The organism is Coriobacteriia bacterium (assembly GCA_013334745.1).
Lineage (GTDB): Bacteria > Actinomycetota > Coriobacteriia > Anaerosomatales > JAAXUF01 > JAAXWY01.
The window spans coordinates 1-23,868 of record JAAXWY010000035.1 but is presented as its reverse complement, the minus strand read 5'-3'; the positions used below and the strand labels follow the sequence as shown (position 1 = coordinate 23,868).

The following is a 23,868-nucleotide window of genomic DNA, read 5'->3' as shown; positions in this document are numbered from 1 at the left end:
TCGCCGCTCTCGCACCATTTCTGCGTCGAGGTCGTTGTCGCTGAACAGGCAGGGCCTCAACCGCCCGTCAGCCGTGAGCCGAAGCCTGTTGCACTCGGCGCAGAAATGGTGCGAGAGCGGCGAGATCACGCCGACGGTGCCTTCCGCGTCCGCGAACCGATAGTAGCGCGCAGGCCCCCATCCGCCGGGCGCAGCATCACGCTCGACCTCGAGCAGCGGACCGAGACCCGCAGCCTGTCCCCCTGCGGAGATGCAATCGATGACCTCTTCGCTGGGAACGGAGTCCGACGCGGTCCAGCCGGTGCCGCCATCCGAGTGACAGCCCGAGCCTTCCTCGGCGGCGCCCACGGGCATGTACTCGATGAAGCGCACGTGCAGCGGGCGACCGAGTGACAGCTTCGCAAATCCGAGCAGGTCCTGCTCGAGCGAGCGGACAACGACGGTGTTGAGCTTGATCGGCGAGAAGCCGGCCTCGAACGCCGCATCGAGCCCGGCAAGCGCCTCGTCGAGGTTTCCACCACGAGTGATGCGGTGATACTCCTCGGGGTCGAGCGAGTCGAGACTGACGTTGATGCGCTCGAGCCCCGCGTCGCGCAACTCGGCGGCGAAGCGCGGAAGGAGCGTGGCGTTCGTGGTCAGCGCCAGACTCTCGACGCCGGGAATGTCATGGAGCCTGCGAACCAGGTCGACCACCCCGCGACGCACGAGCGGCTCCCCGCCGGTGAGCCTGATCTTGCCGATACCCTCTTCGACGGCGACCCGCGCGAACGAGACGATCTCATCGTAGGAGAGGATCTCGGCAGGCTGCTTCCACTCGACGCCCTCCTCGGGCATGCAGTAGACGCACCGCAGATTGCACCGGTCGGTCAGCGAGATTCTGAGGTAGTCGATCCGTCGGCCATGGGCGTCAGTCGCCATCGGCACATCCTCGCGAACCGCGAGTGAACACGCCGTCCACCCCGCCGAGGAACCGGTCGATGATGAGGTCGGCCACGCCGCCGAAGCCGGTGTCGAGGTCGAAGACCGGAACGCCCGCCGCCGAGACCGGCTCGGTGACGGCATCGTTGTCGGTGACCAGAGCGGTCATCTCCTCCGGCGCGCAGATCAGCGAGTCCGAGCGCTCTCGTCTCGATATCTCGATGCGGTTGCGACCCTCTCGCTTGTAGCCCTCGGTGATGAGCAGATCCGCCCCCGCCTCGGTCGCGATGCGAGCGATGTCGTCGAGCGGCAGCTCCTGCTCGACGTCGTGGATCATCGCGAACTTCTCGGGAGAGGAGACCATCGTGGCGAAGGCTCCCGCACGCGCGTGGCGATACGAGTCCTTACCGGGAACGTCGATGTCATAGTCGTGAATGTGGTGCTTTACCGTCGCGACACGAACCCCGCGGTCAGCGAGGTCGCGAAGCAACTTCTCGAGAAAGGTCGTCTTGCCGGAGTCGCCCTTCCCCACCACAGAGACGATCGGCACCGTATTCGGCGCAGCCGTCATTCGTACCCCTATCGTCGGCTCGGCTAGAAGCAGCCGAGGTCGCAGTTGTGAACCCTGATGCCTGCCATGTCGGCCGCGGCACCCGCGACCTTGTACGGCACGCCTGTGTCCTCAGCGTACTTACGCAGCACAGGGCAGGTCACCTTACCATCAACCGCCTTCGCCGCTATCGCGGCCTTCATCTCATCCGTCACCTGGCTCGTCCAGCGCGGATCGAGCTCCTTGGGTCCCTTGTCGCTCATGGCGTGCCCTCCTCGATATCGAGACGCACGCATCGGACCTGCGTGCCTGCCGTAAACATCCCATCACCTTCAGGTAGTACTACGAAGCAGTTGCCTTTGTGGGCCGCGGTCAACAGGGCCGATGACTGGCTCCCAGACAGCGAAGCCTGGTAGCCGCTGCCGTCAGCGGCGAGTTCGCACCGGCCGCGCAAGTAGTAGCGACGATCCTGCTTCTTCTTCACATCGTGCGAGAGCCGTGCCATCGTGACCGGACGCGTGATCGCCGAGAACCCCTGCATGACCCGCAAGGCCGGCCGAACGAAGATCTCGAAGCCCACATATGTGCTCGTGGGATTGCCCGGCAGGCCGAAGAACGGGACGCCCTGGATGGTGCCGAGCGTCTGCGGATTGCCCGGTCGCATCTTGACCTTGCAGAAGGTGAGCACGCCGAGCTCCTCGAGCACCGGCTTGACGAAGTCGAAGTCGCCGACCGACACGCCGCCGCTCGTGAGGATGAAGTCGCACTCGCTTGCAGCGAGCTTGAACGCCGCGCGGGTCGCTTCCATATCGTCGGGCACGATCGGGTAGCGGACCGGGATCGCGCCGGCGGCGAGCACCTGCGCGGCGATCGAGTAGCTGTTGGAGTTGCGGATCTTGCCGGGCCCGGGCTTCTCGGCGACCTCGACCAGCTCGCTGCCGGTCGAGAGCACCGCGACGCGCGGCCGACGGTACAGCGCGACCGTGTCGTGGCCGGTCGACGCCAGCAGCCCGATGGCGGCCGGGCCGAGCACATCCCCCGCCGCCAGCACCACGTCCCCTGCCCGCACTTCCTCGCCGCGGCGGCGGATGTGCTCGGCAGCTCCCGCTTCGCGCGAGAGCGCGACGCGGGAGCCGATCCCGCCGTCGCCGACGAGTACGCTGCTGTACTCCACCATGACGATCGCGTCGGCGCCGGCGGGAACGGCCGCCCCCGTCATGATGCGAGCGGCCTGCCCGGAACCGACTTCGATGCCGGCGACGTCGTCGCCGGCCGCGATGTGCGCGATGACGTCGAACTCGGCGGGAACGCCCTCGGAAGCGCCGGCTGTGTCGGCGGCCCGAATCGCAAAGCCGTCCATCGCGGAGTTGTCGAAGGGCGCCACGTCGATATCGCTCACAGCATTCTCGGCGATGACCCGATGCAACGCGTCGAGCAGTGAGACGCGCTCACTCGGCAGCGGCTTCACGAAGCCAAGCACGTGTTCGAGCGCTTCCTCAACCGTCATCGTGTCTGGCACGGTCACTCCTCCTCCGCGGAGGCGATCACGCGCTCCGGCACGGTGTAGACGGTCAGCTTGCCGCCGCGGGCGTACCCGACCAGCGTGATGTTGAGTCCTGCGGCCACATCGGCGGCTAGGTCGGTCACGGCACTGCGGCTCACGGCGATCGGGACTCGCGACTTACCGGCCTTGACGGTCATCTCATAGGAGATGCGGCCGGTGGAGAGCAGAATCGCGTCGGTTGTGGGGACGCGGTCGAGCCACGCACGCCCCAGCACCTTGTCGAGCGCGTTGTGGCGCCCGACGTCCTCGCGCACGATGAGCAGTTCGTTGCCGCGAGCGAGCCCGCACGCATGAACGCCTCCACTGTCGCGATACATCTCGGCGCGTCGCGCCATGGCCCCGACCAGGTCGTACAGGTCGTCGGCGGACACGCGCAGCGCCGACTCGATCGGGGCCAGTCCGCGCGCATCGGCGACGCTCGCGAAGGTGACGCCCCGACCGCAGCCGCTCGTCAGGTAGCGCGTGCGGTCCCCGATGTCGGCCGGCACGTCCTCCGTCGACGTGACCCAGACCAGCCCGCGCTTGGCGTCGGCGTCGATGGAGACGAGCGCGTCCCGGTCGACGAGCAGCCCCTCGGAAAGCAGGAAGCCGGCCGCGAGGTCTTCGAGGTCGTGCGGGGTGGCCTGCGTTGTCGCGATCTCGCGATCGTTCAGGTGAATGGTGACGGGGGTCTCGCTGGGCATCGAACGAGTCGAACGCCGCGAACTGACCTCGAGCACCTCGAGCTTGACGCCTCCCCGCACGTAGCGCGGGTTCTCGGCGGCTGTGTCACGCGCGTCGAGCAGATCGGCGGGTGTGTTCACATTGGTGAGCGAGCGCAGATCCGGGTCCACTGCGCGCAGAGCGTCGGCGGGAACCTCGACGGTCTGAACCCGGCTGAAGATCGCGACCGGCCTACGACGCCCGGTGGCGAGCACCTCGCGGGCGACGGGCAGACAGGCGGCGACCCGGTAGAGGGCCAACAGCGGCTCGGGTCCCTTGTCGCCGACCGGCACGACCGCGTCGGCGTCGCCGCGCAGGTCCCACAGCGCGCGGATGACATCGGATGTGAGGTGCGGCATGTCCGCCGCGACCGCGAGCATCCACTCGTCGGTCGTCTCGGCCAGGGCGGTGACGAGTCCGCCGAGCGGACCCTGATAGGCGATCTCGTCTTGCAGGATGCGGACGCTGGAGGGGAGCTCGGCCTCGCCGAGCGCCTCAGGCCGATTCGTCACGACGAGGGTGTTGGCGCAGACCTCGCCCACCGCATCGACCACGCGTGCCACGAGAGCTCGCCCGTCGACGTCGAGCAGCGTCTTGTCGACTCCCATGCGCATGCTGCGGCCGCCCGCGAGCACGGCGGCTGTCAGTGGGAGCGTCCGGTCTGTCGGTGCCGTCACGATGTCCTCGTCTTCATCACACGGGCGCTCGCGAGAGCGCGCAGAGTGGTTCCTTCAGTTCAGTGTACCCATGGCGCCGACATCGGCGGGCCGCCATCTTACGGCCGATGCCTTGAAGACCGCCAGCGTCTGTGCGCCGGGCGCAAGGTTCAGTTCTTGCGTGGCCGCCCTCGAGACCGATGCAGCCAGCCTCAGTCCGCCGACTTGCAGCACGATGTGGTTCGTCGCGCCGCGCGATGTGCAGCTCACGACTGTCGCCGGCAGTCGGTTTCGCGCCGTGGCCAGCGGCAGGTCGACACCCGGCTCGAAGAGCAGCACGTCTTCGGGGCGAATCGCGAAGAGCACCTCGGTGCCGGTATCGGCGTCCCCGGTGACCTCGAGCGTGACCCCGCCGGCCGAGATATCGACGAGTCCGGCAGACGACGATGTGACGCGGCCGTGCTGTGGAGGCTCGACGCCGAGGAACGCCGCGGTCCAGTCGTCGGAGGGAAGGCCCATGATCGTGTCGGCATGCCCGCTGGTCACCACGCGGCCCGCATTCACGATCGCGACTTGGTCGGCGACCATCATCGCCTCGTCCTGATCATGCGTCACCCAGATGACCGTCGAGTCGGTGCCGCGGACGATCCGTGCGAACTCCTGCGCGAGCTTGCGCTTGAGGAGCGCATCGAGCGACCCGAGCGGCTCGTCGAGCAACAGCACCCGGGGATTGAGCACCAGGGCGCGCGCCAGCGAAACGCGTTGAGCCTCACCTCCGGAGAGCTGATGCGCTCCGCGTGGCCCGTAGCCTTCGAGCCCGACGTGCTCGAGCGCTTGCGCGATCCTCGCCGGGCGATCGGACGTCGGCACGCCGCGCATCGCCAGGCCGTAGCCCACGTTGCCCGCCACGGTGCCCTTGAACAGGTAGGGCCGCTGGAACACGCCCGCCATCGACAGGCGCGCCTCCCGGTCACCGGGCGCGACAGGCCTGCCGCCGAGCAGCACCTGGCCGCTATCGGGCTTCTCCAGCAGTCCGAGCACGTGCAGCAGAGTCGTCTTGCCCGACCCGCTCGGGCCGAGCAGAGCGAGCGTCGATCCGGCCGGGGCCTCGATGCGGTCGACGGACAGCGCGAAATCGCTGCGCTTGTACGCCTTGCGAATCCCGGTGGCGCTCAAGGAGAGGGCACCTGTCATCGCGCACCCGCTTCGTAGCGGTCCGCCGAGGTCTGCATCGTCGCCAACACCACGTTGACGAACACGACGATGGCCATGAGCACGAGCGCCAATGCGAGTGCGGAGCCGTACTGGCCCTTGCGGGTGAACTCGACGATCGCCGTCGTCATGACGCGCGTATCCCCCGCCAGGTTGCCGCCCACCATCTGGACGGCACCCACCTCGGAGATGACAGCGCCAAAGCCTGCTGCGATCGCGGCGATGAGTCCGACGCGCGCCTCGGAGAGCGTCAGAGTGGCCACCCGCCACCGTGGCGCGCCGAGCGATGCCGCCTGAAGCCGCAGCTCGCGCGGGACCGCCGAGACGGCCGCAGCGGTCACCGCGACGATGACCGGGACGGCGATGATCACCTGCGCGATGATCATGGCGGTCTGCGAGTACAGCAGTGACAGGTCGCCGAGCGGCCCTCGACGAGACAGGGCCATCGCGACGATGAGCCCGACGAACACCGGCGGCAGCCCCATGCCCGCATTGAAGACGATCAGGGCCGCCGTCCTGCCCACGAAACGCTTCACGCCCAGAACGATCCCCAAGGGCAGCCCCACGGCAAGCGCCAGCGCCACCGCCGTCCCCGAGACACGCAGCGATGTGAGGATGATCGTCCACACGTCGAGCGTGCCCGAGGACAGCAGCGCCCAGCCTTCTCGAAGCGCATCACTGTAGATCTGCACGTGGAGTCGGACTCCGGTCTCTTAGAAGCTTGCGGTTCCCGTGGCGTTCGGCGTGAAGAGCTGCTCGCCGAACTTCTCGAGGCCGTACTCGCCGATGAGCTTCTGGCCCTCAGGCGACGTGATATATGCGGCAAACGCCTCTGCACCGGCCATGTTCTTCGCGTCGGTCACGGGCAGAACGCCGTACTGGTTGAGGAGCGCTTTGTCCTTCTCGTAGATGACCTCGAGGTCGAGCGAGTCCCTCATCGTGAGGTACGTCGCCCGGTCGGTGAGCGTGTAGGCGCCCTTCTCCGAGGCGATCTTGAGCGTCTCGCCCATACCCTGACCCGTCGACAGGTACCACTTATCGGCGTCAGCCGTAGGCGTGGGTTCGACACCGGAGGTCGCCCACAGCTGGAGCTCCTTCTTGTGCGTGCCGGAGTCATCGCCACGAGAAACGAACTCCGAGTCGCCCGCTTTGCCGGCCTTCTGGATCGACGCCATGGCTTCGGTCGTGTTGGCCGAGGCCTTCACCTTCGCCGGGTCGGAAGCGGGTCCTACGACGATGAAATCGTTGTACATGACTTCGAAGCGCGCGATGGCGAACCCGTCGGCGACGGACTTCTCCTCGGAGGCTTTGGCGTGAACGAGCATGACGTCGGCGTCCTTCGTCTCGCCGAGCTTGAGCGCCTCGCCGGTCCCGACCGCGATGACCTTCACTTTGTACGTGGGATAGGCCTTCTCAAATGCCGGGATGAGCACATCGAAGAGGCCGGAGTCCTGCGTCGAGGTCGTCGAGGAAACCACGAGATCCGTCACCGCCGATGTAGGCGTTGGCGGTGCCGCGGGTTGCGCACACCCTACTACCGCGAGAACGGTCGCTGCAGCGAGCAGAACACCCGTCAAGCGTGTCCACCGTTGCTTGCCCATGTGATGCTTCATAGCTACATCCCCTTTTCAAACGGGAGGTGGGGCCGTTTCCGTCTCCACCCTATCGGTCGAGGTTCTATGGGCGCAACCGCGCCGATAGGTCGCCCAAGCTCGGAGAGTGTATCCGCCTCGTAGTCGCGGCATGCAGCAAGAATACCCGGGATCGGCTCGCCGAGAACCGCGACCGAGGTCAGACGCCACACCGACCGAGCAACGCTAGCACTCCACGACTCTGACCGCCGTCGACTTGAACATCGCGGTCACGCCAGCCCCCGGCGCCAGCTTGAGTGACGCTGCTGAAGAACGGGAAACTGAAGACGAAATTCGGGCCCCACCGAGGTCGACCACCACGCGCACGGTGACGCCCGATGCGGAGACCTCGGTGACCACACCTTCGATCCGGTTGCGTGCCGGCGTCCCGGCAAATGGCACGTCTGGCTCGAACAGCAACACGTCTTCGGGGCGGACCCCCAATCTGACCGACGCGCCGACTGCCATCGTGCCGAGAGCGTATATCGCAGCGTGGCCGCAGCGGATCCTCAGCGTGCCTTCGACGGCAGACTCAACGACGCCGTCCACGGACGTGACCGTACCGAGGAACGACGCGACCCATGGGTCGTTCGGTAGCGTCAGCACGCTCTCCGGGTCACCTTCGGCCACGATACGGCCTTCCCGCATGACCCCAATCCGATCGGCCACCACTGCCGCCTCATCCTGATCGTGTGTCACGTAGAGCGCGGTGACCGCCTCGTCTGCGAGAATCCGCGCGAACTCGAGGCTCAGCTGGCGCTTCAGTAGCGGGTCAAGGTAGGACAGAGGCTCATCGAGGAGGAGCAATCTGGGTCGCAACACGAGCGCTCGCGCCAGCGCGACCCGCTGAGCCTCGCCACCGGACAGAGTGAGCGCGGAACGATCCTGCCATCCGGCCAGGCCGACGCGCTCGAGGGCTTCCGCAGCCTGCCGCACCCGCTCGGCCGCAGGAACACGGCGGAGCCTCAGGCCGTATCCGACGTTGTCGGCGACGGTACCACGGAGCAGGTACGGCTTCTGGAAGACCGCAGCCACAGTGCGGCGCGTGCGAAGGCGGCTCCCGTTCGCTGGCTCCCCCTCATAGAGGACGCGACCGGCGGTCGGCCTTTCGAGCATGCCGAGCACGCGGAGTAGAGTCGACTTGCCTGCTCCTGATGATCCCAGCAGCGCGAAGGTCTCCCCGGCGGCGAGCGAGATCGAATCCACCTCGAGTACCGTCTTGCCCCGGTAGGTGACGCGCAACCCCTCGCCCTGAATGGTGGGGGTGTCGGCCGAGGAGGCGCGCGTGCTCAGATACCCAGGGTTAGCGGTCATACGAATTCCCTGTGCTCTGGAGCGATGTGAGGGCGACGTTGACCACAAGTGCGATGCCCATGAGTACCACGGCCCATGCCATGGCCTGGGGGAGCTCGCCACGGCGCACATTGGCCATAATGGCGGTGGTCATGACATCCGTGTAGCCCTCGATGCCGCCGCCCACGATAGACACCGCGCCAACCTCTGAGATGATCGCGCCGAAACCCGCAATGATCGCTACGATCACGCCGCCTCGCGCCTCCTTCAAGACCTCGTAGCCTTCTTGGATGCGGGAGGCACCAAGCGCACGCAACTGGAGTCTAAGATCGCGCGGTACGCCAGCGATTGCGGCAGCGGACACCCCTATCACGAGCGGGGACGCAAGTATGACTTGCGCCATGATCATGCCTTGTGGCGTGAACAGCCACTGCAGACCACCGAGCGGCCCCGAACGAGAGAGGGCCATGTAGACGAAGAGCCCGATGACGACCGGGGGAAAGCCCATGGCCGTATTGATCAGCAGAACGAGAACGCCCCTCCCGGCAAATCGGCTCATCCCGAGGAGATAGCCGAGCGGGACACCGATGAGCGTGGCGATGCAAATCGCAGACCCTGAGACCAACAACGAGAGGGCAATGACCTGCCACACGGTCGGATTGGCCCCTGTCAGAAGGCTGAATGCGTCCGTCACTGCCGTGATGTATATCTCCATGTCGCTCCCGCCGAACTAGGGTAGACGGCCCAGCGCACGACGTATCGACGCTCAGCCCCGCATCACAGCCTATAGGAATCGACCTGAAACAACTCTGGCCCGGCAGATCGATAGACGACCCGCCGGGCCAGAATGCAGCACGTCAGACTACCAGGGGTATGAGCCAGCGTTCGGCTCAAACATGACCTGGCCGGGATACGTGTACTCGCCGTACGACTTGATCAGTGCCTGGGCCGAAGCCGTCCGAATCCACCGGCTGAAGTCCATGGCACCCTCCCAGTTGCGGGCGCCGCCAACCTCGATGACAGCATACTGATTGAAGAGCGTCGGATCGCCCGCATTCAGAATCGAGAGGTTCGGGGTGATTCCCAGGGCCTTGGCATTGAGCCACGTGGCACGGTCCGCAAGCGTGTAGCCGGCAGTCCCCGCATCATTCGCGGTTGCCAGAGCCTGCGCCATACCCATGGTGCCCGATGCCTTGTACCAAGGCTGCGGGGTCGTGCCAGACGAGAACTGCGGGTTGCCGAGGCCGAGCCAGATCGCCTTCTCCTTGGCGTTTGTGCCGCTGTTGTCGTTGCGTGACCAGAAGGTCGAACCCGCGCCCGCAATGGCCTGGAACGCCGCCGCCGCGCTGCCAGCGGAGCTGCTATTGACGACGCCGGCGGGGTTCGCCGTGGGTCCTACCAGCACGAAGTCGTTGTACATGACCTTGAAGCGTGTGGCCCCCTTGTGAGCGGACGGGTTGCCGGCCACGATGCCCTTCATGAAATCGACCTCGGCGGCCGGGCTGTGGGTGAGCAGAACATCTGCGTCCCCACTGCCACCCAACGCGATTGCGGTTCCGGAGCCTACGAACGTGGCCTTGAGCGCATATTCGGGGCACGCGGCGAGGAACGCCGGGCCAAGCCGCTCGAACAGCCCCGAGTCTCGAGTCGAGGTCGTGGAAGCGAGCAGAATCTGCGTCTTCGCGCTCGGGCCGTTCTTGACCGTCAGCGTCGCTATGCGCGACTTGCTTCCGGCGGGAATATAGCGAGCCCTGATGTAGAACTTGCCGCCCAGTTTGGGGGTGTACTTGGTAGACCAGTAGCCGCTTGAACTGATGGTCTTGACTGCGACTCTCGTCCAGAAGGTCCGACCGGGCTTGCGTACGTCGACGGCGATCTTCTTGCCTTTGTACTTACTTGCCATGCGTCCACTGATGGTGAACGAACGCGCGGTTGTCATATAGCGAGTGCCGGTCAGCAGTGTGGTCCTTGGCGTCGCTGCACTTGCTACGCCGGGTGCCAGCAGAGCCACCGCCATTGCCGCGGCAAAGACCGTCGCGGCCATTCTTCGCGAGACGCGCGCTCCCTGTCTCTGGCGCATTGCCACTCCTTTCCATGATGGGAGGACGAACGATTTCTCGATCGACCCTGACGTCCCGGACACCATTGCGGGCGCCACCCGCGGCAGGCATTTCCGGGATCGGAGCTACGCCGCAATCCGCGGCGGTAAAGCACTGATTCCGACCCTACTTCACGCTCACCATACTTGCGGCGACCGCCTTCAACTCGGCGGTCGAGACATCGCCCGTGAGTTCTGCGAAGCTCCCGCCCTTGCTGTACACGGCGATGATGGGTGTCGACTTGTCTGCCGGATCCATGTGCACGAGGTTCGCTGTCCCGGACCCCCAGGCAAGCTTCCCTGCAGAGACAATCTCGTAGTCACGGTTCTTCGGACTTCCTTGGGTGAACTGAAGGACTTTCTCGCCACTTGTGAAGACGATGTCGCATACAAGCCCGCTACCCGGATCGAACTCGACGATATCGAGCGATTCGAACTTGTATCCCACAGGCAGGTGTTTGGGGTACCACACAGGCCCCGCGAATCGAGCGGCAAAGTCGCCCACGCGCTTCGGCCAGAACGTATTGGGCTTGGCCGGATCTGGGGCGATCGCCTCTGCAAACGAATCTGCGCTCTCCTGCGGATTAGCCGATGCTGCGGCAGGTGATAGTGATTGCGTGTCCGCGGGCAGCTCGGGAACGGCGATCGTGCTGGGATCAACGAGAGGCTGCGCCTGCACCGTGCCGGTCGCGACGGGTGACGTGGTGGACTCAACGATCGCCTGATCCTTCGACTTACACGCCGCAAGAGAAAGGGGAAGGATGACCACCGAAATGAATGCAGCAACCGCCCGGAGGCGTCGCTGTCGAATGAACCCGCCGTGTACACGGTGCGGCATGCCTAATCCCCTTTCCAAACGGGAGGCGGGGCCGTTTCCGTTCCCCACCCTATCGGCCGAGGCTCCATAAGCGCATTCGCGCCGATAGGTCGCCCAAGCTCGGAGATGTATTTGATTAGCCTAAAGACGAACTTAGAGTCAGGGTACACCCATGCGGGAATTCGTGAAACTAGTGGGCTTGGGCGGCGGCACCGTTGCTGCAGCAAGCAACCCACCGCACGTCACGATGACGCACGAGGGCCCTCGGGTTTCGGTTGTGTGTTCAGCACCCACAACCGATCCAAAGGGCCCTCGTCTTGTCAGCTCAACGCTGCGTACCGGACCTACCGAACCGTGAAGTACCTATACGAGCTGTAGGTCGTGGCGTGATACGAATCGGAGTGCTTGACTCTCACGCGCCACGTGCCGGCCGCAAGCTTCCTCGTGGTAGCGCACCGTGTCCACGTCTTGTAGGACGAGGACTTGATCGTCGAAGTGGCCTTCGTGATGTAGACGTACTTGCCACCCACCTTGTAACGGCGGTCGAAGTAGAATGTCATCCCGGTGGAGCCCGAGGAGTGCTTAGGCCACATGTCCGCGTAGGTGCGGAAGCTCTTGGTGTGCCTGATGGTCGACGGCACGACCGGTCGGTTGAGCTTGACCTTCGGCATCACGACGACGACAGCGCTAGAGGGCATCAGCACGGGGCTTCCCGTGTACGAAATCGTGTACGTGGTCCTGTTGCTGGTCTTCGACACGGGGAACGAGAAGCGTCCGGACCCATCGGTGGTCGTCGACTTGCTCGTGGTGCCTCCCTTAATGCTCACGAGCTTGCCACTCTGTACCGTCGCACCGGACTTCAGCACGCCGGCGATGGTGGTTCCTGCTCCGTAGTTGACGGTGATCGTCGACCTGTCCGCAGTGATGGTCGTGAACGGCAGGGACGCGACCGACGTGGTGCTCGACGAGCCGAACCCGTCTGTGGCGCGTGCCGAAAGCTTCACCCAAGCGCCCACCGAACCCGTGTCCGGAATGGAAATCGTCTTCTCCCACGCGTTCCAACCGTTAGCGGGATTGCTCTGCTCGGCACCCACCCACGTCTCGCTCGACGTCCAGTCAGCACCGTTCCAGTACTTCGAGTCGCTCTCGCGCTGCAGCTTCAGCTCGATGCTGCGTACGCCGATGCCGTAGCCGTCGGTTGAGGTTCCTTCGGCCGAAATGCTCGTGGAGTTGAGCATCGTCGCCTGCTCGGGTGAGGTGATCTTCACGGTCGGAGCGGCGGCGGCCTTCTGCCCACGCCAAGTAGCGCCCGCATCGTCGGTGCGCATGATGGTCTCGTCATCGCCGACCACTATCCAGGAGTCGGCGTCGATCATCTGTACGCCGAGAAGCTCCTTGGTGCCGGCCATCGGATTCGTGGCGGTCCAGGTGATCGTGGGGGAGGTGGCGTTCGAGGAGTACGCGAGTTTGCCGCCGTCGCCCACGATGACGACGTGATTGGCGTCCACGGCATCGACGCCGTTGATCTTGCGCGTGAAGCCGAAGACGCTGTTGCTGGTCGTGAGGTCGTTCCAAGTGGCGCCACCGTCGAGCGTGCGGTAGAGACGGCCCTGCTCGCGGCCGATGAACGCCGTCTGGGTATCGACGGCGACGACCGATGTGATCGCTGCACCAGCCGATCCCACGGTCTGGGTAGTCCACGTCGAGCCGCCATCAACGGTCTTGCGGATGAGCGCAGTCGGCGCACCGAGAGGGTCGGCGGAACCGAACGGTGTCACCCATTCCGAGCCGACCGCCCATGCGACATCTCCGCCGGGCGCCGAGTCGACGGCGGTGAAGAAGGCCTTGACTGTGGGGGGCGGATCCTCAGAGCCGGCGGGTGCCGCGTAGACCGGTCCACGGAAACTCTGGGTCCATGCACCGCCGCCAACAGAGGACGCGATGATACCCGGGCTCTCGCCCGCGATGCCCACCGCGACACGCCGCCCGCCTGAAAGATACGCGACGTCGTAGAAGTTCGCGCTCGCAAGCGGGAAGAGGCTCTCAAGCACCCACGCGAGACCTGAGTCAGAGGTCGCGTAGATGCCGCCATGGTTGTTGCGGACGCCCGCAATCGCGGAGTTTCCATCCGCCGAAGCGCTGACTCCACCCATCCAGGCAGGCGAGCCGAAGCGCTGGGCGTGCCACGTGGCACCACCGTCCGTCGTCCGGGACAGGACGCCGTACTCGAGCCCGGAGCCGTAGAACCCCGCGCTCAGAAAACCATTGTCGGTGTCCGAGAAGCTCACGGACGCCACCGGAAGGGTGAGCGTCGCACCAAGTGCGAGCGTCGGTAGACAGACGAGAAGTAGCGTCGCTGCCACCAAGCGGCCAAGAAGCGTACCTGTTCTGTTCAAAGCAAACTCCCTCTATAACGCCGTGCCGGCGGCGTAATGCATTCACCTGCGTACAGCAACAATACTGCCACCGCCCCTGAATCGGGTACGCCGACAACGGACCGCAACCTATTCTCAACATTGAGCCTCAGGCGACGCCGAGGGAACCGCAACTACTCCCCGCTGCTCGGTGGTTCGGGCGTGGGCTCAGGCGTATGCGCGGTGGCTGCCGGCGCAGGTGCGGCATCCGGGGCTGGGGGTGCAGGCGGAGCCGGTGCGGCCTGGCGCGTCGCTGCTTCCTCGACCTTCTGCGCGGCCTTCCCGAACGCGTTGGCGAGCCCGGCGAACGCCGTCGCGACGTGCGGAGCGGCGGCCTCACTCACCTTCTGCGCCGTGTCGCCGATGAACTGCCCGGCCTCCTCGGCGCTGCTCGCGACCTGCTGTCCGATGTCGCTGTTGCTCATCTGGGCGAACGCGCCGTCGGCCTTGGTCGCCATCTCATTGACGCCCCTGCGCACGTCGTCAAGGCGGCGACGGTTCTCGGGGTTGTCGGCGGCTGCACGCGTCCACGTCGCGATCGCGTCGCCCAGCTCGCCCATGCGCGCGATCACGTCGGCCCACGCCTCGCCTGCGGACGCGCCTGCGGCCGCACCCGGCGCAGCTGCCGCGGGTTCGGGAGCGGGTGTCGCCTCGGCAGCGGTGTTGGTCGTTGGGTCGTCAGTCATTTCAGCGCCTCCTTGCAGATGGATGGCCGTTTGCGCGCGGTTGTGCTGAGCTTTCTCGTAGTAGAGCCTACCCCGCCGAGCCTGCTCGGGTGTCCTCGCCCTCCTCGAAGGGCTGAACGACGACGAAGCCGGTGCCCGAGAACTGCATCTGCCAGGTCTCGCCGCTTGCTCGGCCGGTGAGGGTCTTCATGTTCACGTCGGCTTTGACGTTGACCGCGAGGCCCTCGCTCCACGCCACGGTCGCGTTGGGGTCGGTGAAGAGCGGGCTGTCGGGAGTGACCGCGAGAACGAGCGGGTTGCCGTGGGTGGTGATCGCCGCGTAGCCGCTGCCCGAGAGCTTGAACGTGAACAGCCCTCCGGCGACGATGCCGGCGCCCTTGATAACGGTGATGTCCCACTCGAGATCATCGGAGTATGCGAGCAGATCGCGGGAGTTCACGAACAACACGTCGCCGTTCAAGCGCAGGATGCTGATCTCCTTGGACGCATCTGCGAGGTACAGCACGCCGGTGCCGGTGACCATCGCCGCGCGCCCGCTCTCGCTGGTGAGCATGCCCTTCATGAACTTGCCGAGACCCCCGGATCCGGCCCGCTCGAACTTGAGGTCACCGCGGTACGCGATCATGCCGCCGACCTTCGTACGCACGGTCTCACCGGCGAGATGGACTTCGAGGCAGCGCGGACTCTCAAGCTGCCAGGCGCCGTCGCCCGACTTCTGCGCGTGAAGGGCTGCGAACTCGTCCAGTCCCAGGGCCACGCCCGCGCTTGTCTTCTCTGACATCCTCGGTCTCCTTAAGATCGTCTGCACTTGCATCGCTTCGGCCGGCAGGCAACCGTGCGCGGCGCACATGGTGCTTACCCCTTCGGGTGTGTGACAGCAGCGTTACGGCACCTTCCACTTCAGTTCGACGGGAGCGCCCTCCGTCTTGGGAGAGAAGGTGAACACGTAGTCCGCGGCGTCGGCGGGTACCTTGTAGGCGAACACGGTCCACCCACCCATCCCGGCGCTGATCACACGCATACCATGCCCGTTGAAGCCGGAAGCGGTTCCGACCTCCTTGAACTGACGACCGGCCGGGTCCTCAAGCTTCGCGTCTCGTGGATGCACGAGCAGCGCGCCACCGAGCTCCACGTTGCGAAACTCCGTTTCCACCAACAGGAATCGCTTCCCCTTGCCTGCCGCCATGCCACCCGGACCCTTCTTGGACAGGACCGCACTCAAGACGACAACCTGCCACGACCCGACTTCGTACTGCGAGCCCACCGTGGGCATCGGTGGCGTCGACTCCTCGGAACCGCCGTGCCCGGGAACCTGACCGCCTCCCGAGACCACCGACGATGAGCCTCCGCCGATCGGAATCGCGATGCAGCCGGCACAGAGCGTCGCGCAAAGCGCAGCGACCACGACGGCTGCGAGTGCGGCGGGGTTTCTCACCGCTAATCGCCCGTTGGCTCGAACGTGCGCCCGATCGACCATGCGTCGCCGATGTGCTCGCCCACGGCCCAGTAGCGGTTGTCGGGCATGGTGAGCGTGAACGGTCGCAGCTTCGTGATGTCGGGCTTCCCGCGCTCATCGAGGAAGCGCTCCTCGGTCCAGGTCGCCACGATGTCGGCGATGAAGAGTTCGTGGCTGCCGAGGTCGACCACCTGCACGACGCGGCACTCGAGCGACAGCGGGCACTCGGCGATCATCGGCGCGTGCTCGAGTGAGCCGCGCACGATCTCGAACTGCGAGGACTTGTCGACGCCTCGCGCGGCCGATGTCAGGCCGCACCAATCCGCGAAGGCGACCTGATCGACGCTGGGGAAGTTGACGCTGAACTCGCCGAATTCGCGGATGCCGGCGTTCGTCGCGTGGTTCTTGTTCATACCGCCGGCGACTCGCGGCGGACTCATCTGGACTCGGTTGATCCAGGCGATCGGCATGAAGTTGGGGCCGGTATCCAAGTCCGCACCGACGAGCGTCATCGGCATGGGGTAGAAGAAGCCCTGCGGGCCGAGATCGATGCGATCGGACATGGTGACCCCCTGAGTCGCGGCTTTGAATGACTGTACCCGCCCGGGGGCGCAATGTGGCGGGCGGCGCCCCTCGGACCGCTACGCGGAGCCGGCTACTTGCCCGCCTGATCCTCGTCGATGAGGCGCATCGACGCCATGAACGTGAGGACCGCCACCCCAAGACCGGACGCTGCCTTGATCACGTCGGGGAGCGGGAGCTGCCACGCGCCTACCGCGAGCATCCACGGCAGCAGGAAGATCCACATCGCCGCCTGAAGGGCGATCGGTTGTGCCCCGATCCACGCCCACGCACCGTCCAGGCCGCCCGGTACCGCGAAGATCATCAGCACGAAGAACACCCAGCCAGCCATGAGGATGCGCAGCCACATCGCGACCGCAGCTTTGCGCGCAACGGGATTCTTCTCGCGCGCGGCCTGCGGGTTCGTGAGCACGATCGCGAGGAAGCCGGTGATGGTTGTGATCATCGCGCCGAGAATCAGCCAGTAGGCCACGGTGACTCCTTGTCTGGAAACGCCATCGGCCAACCGGCCTCGCGAGGATTGTAGCGCGGGTAAGCTGCCCTAGAACTCCAGCGCCTCAACCCGATCGAACAGCACGCCGGTCCGCGTCAGGAAGTTGCGCGGATCGAAGCACTCCTCGAGCTGCATGAAGTCGAATGGGAACTCCTCGGTTGCCCCGCCGACGAGGTAGTCCTTGAAGCCGGGACCCGGCTCGGCGTCCTGGATGTCAGCCCACACCTTCATCGCGGCGGTCTGCACGATCGCGTACGCATCCTCGCGCAGCATGCCCCTGTCGACGAGCGCGAGCAGCACGCGGCTGCTGTAGATGAGGCCGCGCGTCGATTCGAGGTTCGCCATCATGCGCTGCGGGTACAGCACGAGCCCGTCGAGGATCCACTCGAGCTTGCCGAGGATGTAGTCGAGCGCGATGGTCGAGTCCGCGAGCACGACGCGCTCGGCGCTGGAGTGCGAAATGTCACGCTCGTGCCACAGCGCCACGTTGTCGAAGCCCACCTGCGCGTTGGCCTTGATGACGCGAGCCAGGCCGCACACGCGCTCGGCGGTGATTGGGTTGCGCTTGTGCGGCATCGCCGATGAACCCTTCTGACCCTTGGCGAACGGCTCCTCGGCTTCGAGGGTGTCGCTCTTCTGCAGCGCGCGGACCTCGGTTGCGATCTCCTCGGCGGTGGCCGCGACGGTCGCGAGCACGGCGAGGAACTGCGCGTGCCGGTCACGCGGAATGACCTGGGTGGACATGGGCTCGGGGGTGAGGCCGAGCTTCTCGCACACGAACTGCTCTACGAACGGGTCGATGTTGGAGTAGCTGCCCACGGCGCCGGAGATCGCGCCGACGGCCACGTTGTCGCGAGTACGCTCGAGGCGCTCGAGCGCGCGCTTCCACGCGAACGCCCAGCGGCCGAACTTCATGCCCATGGTCATCGGCTCCGCGTGGATGCCGTGCGTGCGACCGACGCAGAGGGTGTCGCGCTCCTCGAGCGCGCGGCGCTTGCAGATCTCGCCGAGACGCTTCACGTCGGCGATGACGATGTCGATCGCCTGCACCATCTGGTAGCAGAGCGCCGTGTCGCCCAGGTCCGAGCTGGTCATGCCGTAGTGCACCCAGCGGCTTGGCTTGGGGTCGTTCTCGGCGAGGCCGGCGTCGATGTGCTCGGCCATGTTGGTGAGGAACGCGATGACGTCGTGGTTGGTGACGCGCTCGATCTCGTCGATGCGCTCGACCTCGAACGTGGCGTTGGTGCGGATGTGCGCCGCTTCCTCGCGGGTGATGCCGGCCTGCCCGAGCTCGGCCTGCGCTTCGCACGCGAGCACCTCGATCTCCTGCCAGATCGCGAACTTGTTCTCGAGGTCCCAGATGCGGGCCATTTCGGGGCGGGAGTAGCGAGGGATCATGAGGCGTGGCTCCTAATCAAGATGATCACGTCGGTAGGCTTCTCTGGCGCGAATCCATGATGACGCAATCCGCGCAACAGCGCCCGCCTCACAGCAGCTCCACCCCTTCGACTCGCGCGTGCGCCCGCGAGTCCGCCGAGCACAGCGTCGCTCCCAACTCTGCTGCAATTGCCGGAGCCAGCGCATCGTAGAACGTGCAGCCGAGCAGTTCACACTGGGCGAGTGCGACCTCGGCGAGCCGGTCGTCGAGCGCGATCGTGGTCAGCCCGGCAGATGTGAGCGCCCGCCACGTGTCGCGTCCCATGCGCGGCCCTCCGTGGCGTACGGAGACGGCGACCACTTCATGATGGAAGAGTGCAGCGACCACGATTCGGACGGATCCTTCCCGGTGAGCGCGCAGAAGGCCGAGGGCCGCATCGCGCCCGGCCTCGGGCTTGATCCACTTCACCCCCACCGATGCGTCGAGAACCAGTATCCGCGGCTCAGCCACGCGAACTCGCCGCATCGTCTGGCATGTCGAATGTCGACTCCCCGCGCACGTCTGCCAGATACTCGATCCCCGCGTGGGTGTCGGCACCCCAGTTCGACGCGATCGCATCGAACGCAGCCAGGGCCTCGTCGACCTTGACCCGCCTACCAATCTCGCGCGCCGCAGCATCCCGTGACGCCACGTACTGCGCTGCAGCCTCCTGAATCACCGCACTTCTGGACACGCCGTCGAGTTCGGCCAACTCATCGATGCGGCCCGCAAGCACATCCGGGAGTGAAACGCTCAGCTTCTCAACTGCCATGAGTACTCCACCGGTAGGAAATGTGGTCGTACCGATGGTAGTACCGGGGTCTGACGCAGTCAACAGGACTTGCCTGACCGACCGGCCCGGGCCACGTTCAACCGCTACTCCGGCTTCGCCTGCGCGGCCGCCTCGAACAGCTTGCTCGGGATGTGGCAGTACCCGCCGGGATTCTTCTCGAGGTAGTCCTGGTGGTACTCCTCGGCGGCGGTGTATCGCACGAGCGGACCGACCTCGATGACCACAGGAGCCGAGAGGCCCTTCTGCAGCTGAGCGATCGACGCATCGATCACGGCCTTGTCGGCCGGATCGTCATAGTAGATGCCGGTGCGGTACTCGGTGCCGATGTCGTTGCCCTGCCGGTTGAGCGTCGTGGGATCGATGGCATCGTAGTAGAGGTCGAGTAGGAACGGGAGCGGCGCGACCTCGGGGTCATAATCGACCTTGATGACCTCGGCGTAGCCACTGCCGTCGCCGTACTTCGCGTTGTCACGAGTGCCGTTCGCGTAGCCGGACTCGGCGTTCGCAACGCCTCGGACCAAGCCGACGTACTTCTCGAGACCCCAGAAGCACCCGCCCGCAAGGTAGATCGTCTTCATGTTCGCGTCTCCTGCCGTTGGTGAGGTGGTGGTCTCCCTGGCCTTCTGCGGCTCCGGCGCGACCGTGGCGCGTGGCGCACAGGCTGCCAGTACCAGGCTCAGTGCCGTGAGCACCAAGAGCATTCCCGAGGTTCGTCGCATGGAATCCGTGCCCTTCGCGGTGGAGGGATGATGCTGCCGGTCGGACACCATGAAGCAAACGGCGTGCGCGCGAGGTGTCAGCGCTGCAGATGCGCAAGCCGCTCGAGCATCGCATCGACCACCCGCACGCAACTTCCCGGCGCCGTCTCGACGAAGTAGCTCGGCTCGAACAGCTCGGCTTCGATGACCAGCGGGCCATCCGCACCGGTCACGATGTCGTAGCGCGCGTACAGCGGCGTGGACGCGCTCGCGTGCGAGCCACCGGCTGCGAACCCGCGCTCGCGTGCGATCTCGGCGATGCCTCGGCTGCACGTCGCGGCCATCGCGATCTCGGCATCGGTCGGCGACGCGGCCGTGATGTCCTCGGTGTACTCGCCGCCGATGTAGCCACCGTCGTCGGCGAGGATGCGGCCCTTGGATATCGCGTGCGAGAAGTCGCCGTCGAAGAACAGCAGCCCGCGCTCACCACCGGCAGTAATCTCAGGGATCTCGGGCTCAACGAGCACGAGTTTGCCTGAGTCGAGGATCTCGGCGGCGTACTCGGGCAGACGCGGATCGTCCGCGCTCGTGATGTGCGCGCCCCACGAGCCGGCAGCGATGTTCGGCTTGATGACGACGCGCCCGCCGATCTTCTCGGCGGCGGCGCGCACCTCGCCCGGCGTGCCAGCAACGATCGTCGGGACGATGGCCACGCCGCGCGCTTCGAGGTCAAGCAGGTAGCGCTTGTCGAGGTTCCATCGGATGAGTGCGGGCGGGTTGAGCACGCGGCTTTGGTCGAGCGAGTCGAGCCACGCAAGGAACTCAGGCGTGCGCTGCGAGTAGTCCCACGGGCTGCGCATCACGATGAGGTCGAACGCGCCCCAGTCCACGCTCGGGTCGTGCCAGACGGGGGCGGCTACCGGCACTCCTCGGCGGGCGAACTCGGCGAGCAGCGGCTCAAGGTCGAACTCGTGCTCAAGCAGCTCGGGGACGTCGGTGGTGACGAGGGCGATGAGTGCGGACACGAGGGCCTCCGGCGCGTTGCGGGTTTCGCCGCAAAGGATACCAGCGACGCACCGCGAACCGCACGGCGTCCACGATCGCACTCAGACCGCGATGCGTCCCTCATCGAAGAGCCGCACGCACGCCGCGATGACCGGCGCATCGAACTTCTCGGGATGCGATCTGATCTCCTCCACCGCGGCGTCGACCCCCAGCGCCGGCCGATAAGGACGGTGCGCCGCCATCGCCTCGATCACATCGGCGACCATCAACACGCGCGCCGGCACGGATATGTCCTCCGCGACGAGTCCGCCGGGGTAGCCCGAGCCATCCATGCGCTCGTGGTGCTGGAGCACGGTCTCGGCGACCGGCCATCCGAAGTCGACCGCCTTGAGGATGTCATAGCCCAGTTGCGGGTGGCTCTGGATGAGTTCGTACTCGAGACTCGTGATCTTGCCCGGCTTGGTCAGTATTTCCGAGGGAACCCCCAGCTTGCCAACGTCGTGCACGAGTCCGGCGACTTCGATCCAATCGACCTCATCGGCCGACAGACCCATCTCCTCGGCGATCAACCGGCCGAGGCGTGCGACGCCCTCCTCGTGACCGCGCGTGTAGGGATCCCGAGCTTCCACGACACTGCCGATGAGCGCGATGACGCTCTTGAGGACCTGGTTGAGGCGTTCGTTGCTGAGTACGAGCGACTGCTCGGAGTCTTCACGGTCGGTCAGATCGAAGAACACAACAACTCGCTCGGATCCCTCGGCATCCAGCCCGGCAGATCCAACGAGCATGAAGCGCTCGGTGCCGTCCTTGCAGCGAATCCGAGTCTCGAGTGGGGAGAACGGCTCCCCTGCCCGGCCGCTGCGGTCGACTTCCGTGCGCCACGCATCCGCGACCTGCGCGCGGTAGACCGCATCGGGATACGCCTTCTCCCACCAGTCCGACAGCGTGGGGATGTCGTCTGCGGTATAGCCGATCAGATTGGCGAACGCGGCGTTCGTGAGGGTGACCGTCCCGTCGGCGTCGTTCATCGCCATCGCGACCGGAGAGACGTCGACCACACGACGGAAACGCTGCTCGCTTTCGCTCAGGCGCCTGCTAGTCGCTTCCAGCCGCGCGAAGCTCCGTCGCATCTGGAAGAAGAGGAGCGCCGACGTGACCAGCACGAACAGCGTTCCCTTGAAGCTCGCGAGCTGCGTCATCACATCGGGATCGACCGACACGAGACGCACAGCTGCGTCAGAGAAGAGGATCCAAGCGAACGCGACCACGGCATAGGTCAGGACGATGGGAAGTGCCGCGGCCGCGGGGCCGCGCGGTCGATGGTCGCTCGCTGGATGCTTGCTGCTACTCGTTTCCGAACCCACGTCGGAACCCCACATCAACAACTACTACGGGTTCCACGGTGCGAACCCCCTTGGAGTGTTTGTTCCCATGTGAGCTCCACTCGACCCAGCGCGACCGGTCGAGCAAGGTGTCAGTACTGCCCGAACACCTTCGCGACCGTGCGATGGAACGCATGATACGAGGTGACGTCCAGGTACATGAGCGGACAGATGCCGGCAGCGATGTCGGCGCCGAGGCGCTCCGCGGCAGCCTTGGCGTCCGCGCTCGCGGTGCCCTGTGACAGCCACACCGGCACCCTCAGCTCGGCGCCCTTCTCGACAGCGGCGGTCGCGTAGGGGTCGAGCCGCACACAGACGATACCCGCCAACGACGAGATCTGCGCTGCGTCGGCGACGGCCTTCACGCCGAGCGCCTCGTCGATCGCCGGGTTGATCGGCACCGCGCTGATGCCCTGCTTCTTGCACTGCTCGAGCAGCGTCACGCTCAGCTTCCCCGGCGCCTCAAACCCGCCGATGATCCCGAACGTGCCCGGGCGCTTCCAGAACCCCTGCCGCGCTTCCTTGCTCAGTATCGCCATCGAGTCCCCCTGCTCGCCGTTTCTACTCCGCGCCGTGTCCGCCAGACCACGCACCCGCCCAGTCGGTGACCGAGTCGAGGACGGGTCCAAGTGCGCGACCCTTCTCGGTGAGGTGGTAGGTGACCTGAAGCGGACGCTCGCTGGTGACTTCGCGCGCGATGATCTCGTTGTCCTCGAGCTCCTTGAGCCGCTCGGTCAGAAGCCGGTCACTGATGCCCGGTATCGCCTCGCGGATTTCGCAGAAGCGCGTGGCGCCCTTGAGCATCACCGAGACGATCGCGCCGGTCCAACGCCGGCCGATGAGTTCGATCGCCCCGTGAAACACGGTGCAGACCTGCAGATCAATTGGCTCTGGTTTGGTGCGATTACTTACCATGAGTAACCTACTTGACATTCGTAAGTGACGGTTGTACCTTTCGGTTAGCACCTTACCAGAAGTAAGCGTTCTGGGCAAAAGGAAACCGTCAGGGAGGTGCGACCCCCATGGGTCGCACGAGAAACGAAGGAGCACCATCATGGCTGCAACAACCTGGAACATCGACCGCTCGCACTCGACCGTCAGCTTCCGCATCCGTCACATGGTCATCGCACGCGTCAACGGCACCTTCGAGGATTGGGCCGGCGAGCTGAAGCTCAATCCGGAGAACCTCGCCGACTCGACCGTCAACGTGAACATCAAGGCCGCCAGCATCGACACGCACGAAGCCGATCGCGATGCGCACCTCAAGAGCGCCGACTTCTTCGACGTCGTGACCTACCCCGAGATCACCTTCACCAGCACGACGGTCGAGCCCGTCGACGCCGAGAACGTGCGCGTCGCCGGCGACCTCACCATCCACGGCGTGACCCGCCCAGTCGTACTCGCCGCTGAGTTCGGTGGTCGCGTCGTCGACCCGTGGGGCAACGACCGCATCGGCTTCACCGCCACCACCAAGATCGACCGCAAGGAGTTCGGTCTGACC

General features: G+C 65.6%; 27 protein-coding genes and 3 riboswitches. Of the genes, 1 reads left to right on the top strand and 26 read right to left on the bottom strand.

What is annotated here, in order from left to right; translation table 11 throughout:
* The 26 genes from moaA to HGB10_08970 form a co-directional block, all read right to left on the bottom strand.
* The coding region (moaA, locus tag HGB10_09095) for a GTP 3',8-cyclase MoaA (protein ID NTU71957.1) at positions 1-918 on the bottom strand (918 nt) is incomplete at its 3' end.
* The gene (gene mobB / locus HGB10_09090) at positions 908-1,489 is read right to left on the bottom strand and encodes a molybdopterin-guanine dinucleotide biosynthesis protein B (GenBank protein ID NTU71956.1); all 582 of its coding nucleotides are present in this window, start codon (positions 1,487-1,489) and stop codon (positions 908-910) included. The genes moaA and mobB, both read right to left, overlap by 11 nt.
* Positions 1,490-1,512: 23 nt before the next feature.
* Positions 1,513-1,731 (bottom strand): hypothetical protein, encoded by a 219-nt coding sequence (locus HGB10_09085; GenBank protein ID NTU71955.1) that lies wholly within the window; start codon positions 1,729-1,731, stop codon positions 1,513-1,515.
* Positions 1,728-2,987, bottom strand: a complete 1,260-nt coding sequence (locus tag HGB10_09080) for a molybdopterin molybdotransferase MoeA (protein ID NTU71954.1) — start codon at positions 2,985-2,987, stop codon at positions 1,728-1,730. The genes HGB10_09085 and HGB10_09080 overlap by 4 nt, the downstream gene beginning before the upstream one ends.
* Positions 2,988-2,989: 2 nt before the next feature.
* Positions 2,990-4,411, bottom strand: coding sequence for a formate dehydrogenase accessory sulfurtransferase FdhD (fdhD, locus tag HGB10_09075; GenBank protein NTU71953.1), 1,422 nt, complete (start codon positions 4,409-4,411; stop codon positions 2,990-2,992).
* Positions 4,412-4,465: 54 nt separating this feature from the next.
* On the bottom strand, positions 4,466-5,584 hold the full coding sequence (locus tag HGB10_09070) for an ABC transporter ATP-binding protein (GenBank protein NTU71952.1): 1,119 nt from the start codon (positions 5,582-5,584) through the stop codon (positions 4,466-4,468).
* Positions 5,581-6,294, bottom strand: coding sequence for an ABC transporter permease (locus HGB10_09065; GenBank protein ID NTU71951.1), 714 nt, complete (start codon positions 6,292-6,294; stop codon positions 5,581-5,583). Before HGB10_09065 ends, HGB10_09070 begins: the two co-directional genes overlap by 4 nt.
* Positions 6,295-6,315: 21 nt before the next feature.
* Positions 6,316-7,203: an extracellular solute-binding protein gene (locus HGB10_09060; protein NTU71950.1), complete on the bottom strand. Its 888-nt coding sequence runs from the start codon at positions 7,201-7,203 to the stop codon at positions 6,316-6,318.
* Positions 7,204-7,206: 3 nt separating this feature from the next.
* A riboswitch (molybdenum cofactor riboswitch) is annotated at positions 7,207-7,332 on the bottom strand.
* 87 nt (positions 7,333-7,419) lie between these two features.
* Positions 7,420-8,547 (bottom strand): ABC transporter ATP-binding protein, encoded by a 1,128-nt coding sequence (locus HGB10_09055; protein ID NTU71949.1) that lies wholly within the window; start codon positions 8,545-8,547, stop codon positions 7,420-7,422.
* Positions 8,537-9,241 carry an ABC transporter permease gene (locus tag HGB10_09050; GenBank protein NTU71948.1) on the bottom strand — a complete coding sequence of 235 codons (705 nt, stop codon included), beginning with the start codon at positions 9,239-9,241 and terminating at the stop codon, positions 8,537-8,539. Before HGB10_09050 ends, HGB10_09055 begins: the two co-directional genes overlap by 11 nt.
* Positions 9,242-9,388: 147 nt before the next feature.
* On the bottom strand, positions 9,389-10,606 hold the full coding sequence (locus HGB10_09045; GenBank protein ID NTU71947.1) for a hypothetical protein: 1,218 nt from the start codon (positions 10,604-10,606) through the stop codon (positions 9,389-9,391).
* A riboswitch (molybdenum cofactor riboswitch) is annotated at positions 10,596-10,723 on the bottom strand. (Overlaps the previous gene by 11 nt.)
* Positions 10,724-10,751: 28 nt before the next feature.
* Positions 10,752-11,462, bottom strand: coding sequence for a hypothetical protein (locus tag HGB10_09040; GenBank protein ID NTU71946.1), 711 nt, complete (start codon positions 11,460-11,462; stop codon positions 10,752-10,754).
* Positions 11,454-11,579, bottom strand: a riboswitch (molybdenum cofactor riboswitch). (Overlaps the previous gene by 9 nt.)
* Positions 11,580-11,785: 206 nt before the next feature.
* On the bottom strand, positions 11,786-13,837 hold the full coding sequence (locus HGB10_09035) for a hypothetical protein (GenBank protein NTU71945.1): 2,052 nt from the start codon (positions 13,835-13,837) through the stop codon (positions 11,786-11,788).
* 152 nt (positions 13,838-13,989) lie between these two features.
* Positions 13,990-14,541 carry a hypothetical protein gene (locus HGB10_09030; protein ID NTU71944.1) on the bottom strand — a complete coding sequence of 184 codons (552 nt, stop codon included), beginning with the start codon at positions 14,539-14,541 and terminating at the stop codon, positions 13,990-13,992.
* A 67-nt stretch (positions 14,542-14,608) separates the two neighbouring features.
* Positions 14,609-15,322 carry an AIM24 family protein gene (locus tag HGB10_09025; protein NTU71943.1) on the bottom strand — a complete coding sequence of 238 codons (714 nt, stop codon included), beginning with the start codon at positions 15,320-15,322 and terminating at the stop codon, positions 14,609-14,611.
* A gap of 102 nt (positions 15,323-15,424) precedes the next feature.
* Positions 15,425-15,976 (bottom strand): hypothetical protein, encoded by a 552-nt coding sequence (locus tag HGB10_09020; GenBank protein ID NTU71942.1) that lies wholly within the window; start codon positions 15,974-15,976, stop codon positions 15,425-15,427.
* Positions 15,977-15,978: 2 nt separating this feature from the next.
* The gene (locus HGB10_09015) at positions 15,979-16,560 is read right to left on the bottom strand and encodes a flavin reductase family protein (protein NTU71941.1); all 582 of its coding nucleotides are present in this window, start codon (positions 16,558-16,560) and stop codon (positions 15,979-15,981) included.
* A gap of 92 nt (positions 16,561-16,652) precedes the next feature.
* Positions 16,653-17,051, bottom strand: a complete 399-nt coding sequence (locus tag HGB10_09010) for a hypothetical protein (GenBank protein ID NTU71940.1) — start codon at positions 17,049-17,051, stop codon at positions 16,653-16,655.
* 69 nt (positions 17,052-17,120) lie between these two features.
* Positions 17,121-18,470, bottom strand: coding sequence for an adenylosuccinate lyase (locus HGB10_09005; GenBank protein NTU71939.1), 1,350 nt, complete (start codon positions 18,468-18,470; stop codon positions 17,121-17,123).
* An 88-nt stretch (positions 18,471-18,558) separates the two neighbouring features.
* Complete coding sequence (locus HGB10_09000; protein ID NTU71938.1) at positions 18,559-18,960, bottom strand: type II toxin-antitoxin system VapC family toxin; 402 nt, start codon at positions 18,958-18,960, stop codon at positions 18,559-18,561.
* On the bottom strand, positions 18,953-19,261 hold the full coding sequence (locus HGB10_08995) for a ribbon-helix-helix protein, CopG family (GenBank protein NTU71937.1): 309 nt from the start codon (positions 19,259-19,261) through the stop codon (positions 18,953-18,955). The genes HGB10_09000 and HGB10_08995 overlap by 8 nt, the downstream gene beginning before the upstream one ends.
* 104 nt (positions 19,262-19,365) lie before the next feature.
* Positions 19,366-19,860 carry a peptide-methionine (S)-S-oxide reductase MsrA gene (gene msrA / locus HGB10_08990; protein NTU71936.1) on the bottom strand — a complete coding sequence of 165 codons (495 nt, stop codon included), beginning with the start codon at positions 19,858-19,860 and terminating at the stop codon, positions 19,366-19,368.
* Between the two features lie 218 nt (positions 19,861-20,078).
* The gene (locus HGB10_08985; GenBank protein ID NTU71935.1) at positions 20,079-21,005 is read right to left on the bottom strand and encodes a hypothetical protein; all 927 of its coding nucleotides are present in this window, start codon (positions 21,003-21,005) and stop codon (positions 20,079-20,081) included.
* A gap of 81 nt (positions 21,006-21,086) precedes the next feature.
* Positions 21,087-22,364, bottom strand: coding sequence for an HD domain-containing protein (locus HGB10_08980; protein NTU71934.1), 1,278 nt, complete (start codon positions 22,362-22,364; stop codon positions 21,087-21,089).
* A gap of 95 nt (positions 22,365-22,459) precedes the next feature.
* On the bottom strand, positions 22,460-22,906 hold the full coding sequence (locus HGB10_08975) for a CoA-binding protein (GenBank protein NTU71933.1): 447 nt from the start codon (positions 22,904-22,906) through the stop codon (positions 22,460-22,462).
* 22 nt (positions 22,907-22,928) lie between these two features.
* A complete protein-coding gene (locus HGB10_08970; protein ID NTU71932.1) occupies positions 22,929-23,282 on the bottom strand; it encodes a winged helix-turn-helix transcriptional regulator in 354 nt (117 codons plus the stop codon).
* Between the two features lie 139 nt (positions 23,283-23,421).
* Between HGB10_08970 and HGB10_08965 the strand changes: the two genes are divergently transcribed.
* A partial coding sequence (locus HGB10_08965; protein NTU71931.1) for a YceI family protein occupies positions 23,422-23,868 on the top strand: 447 nt, incomplete at its 3' end.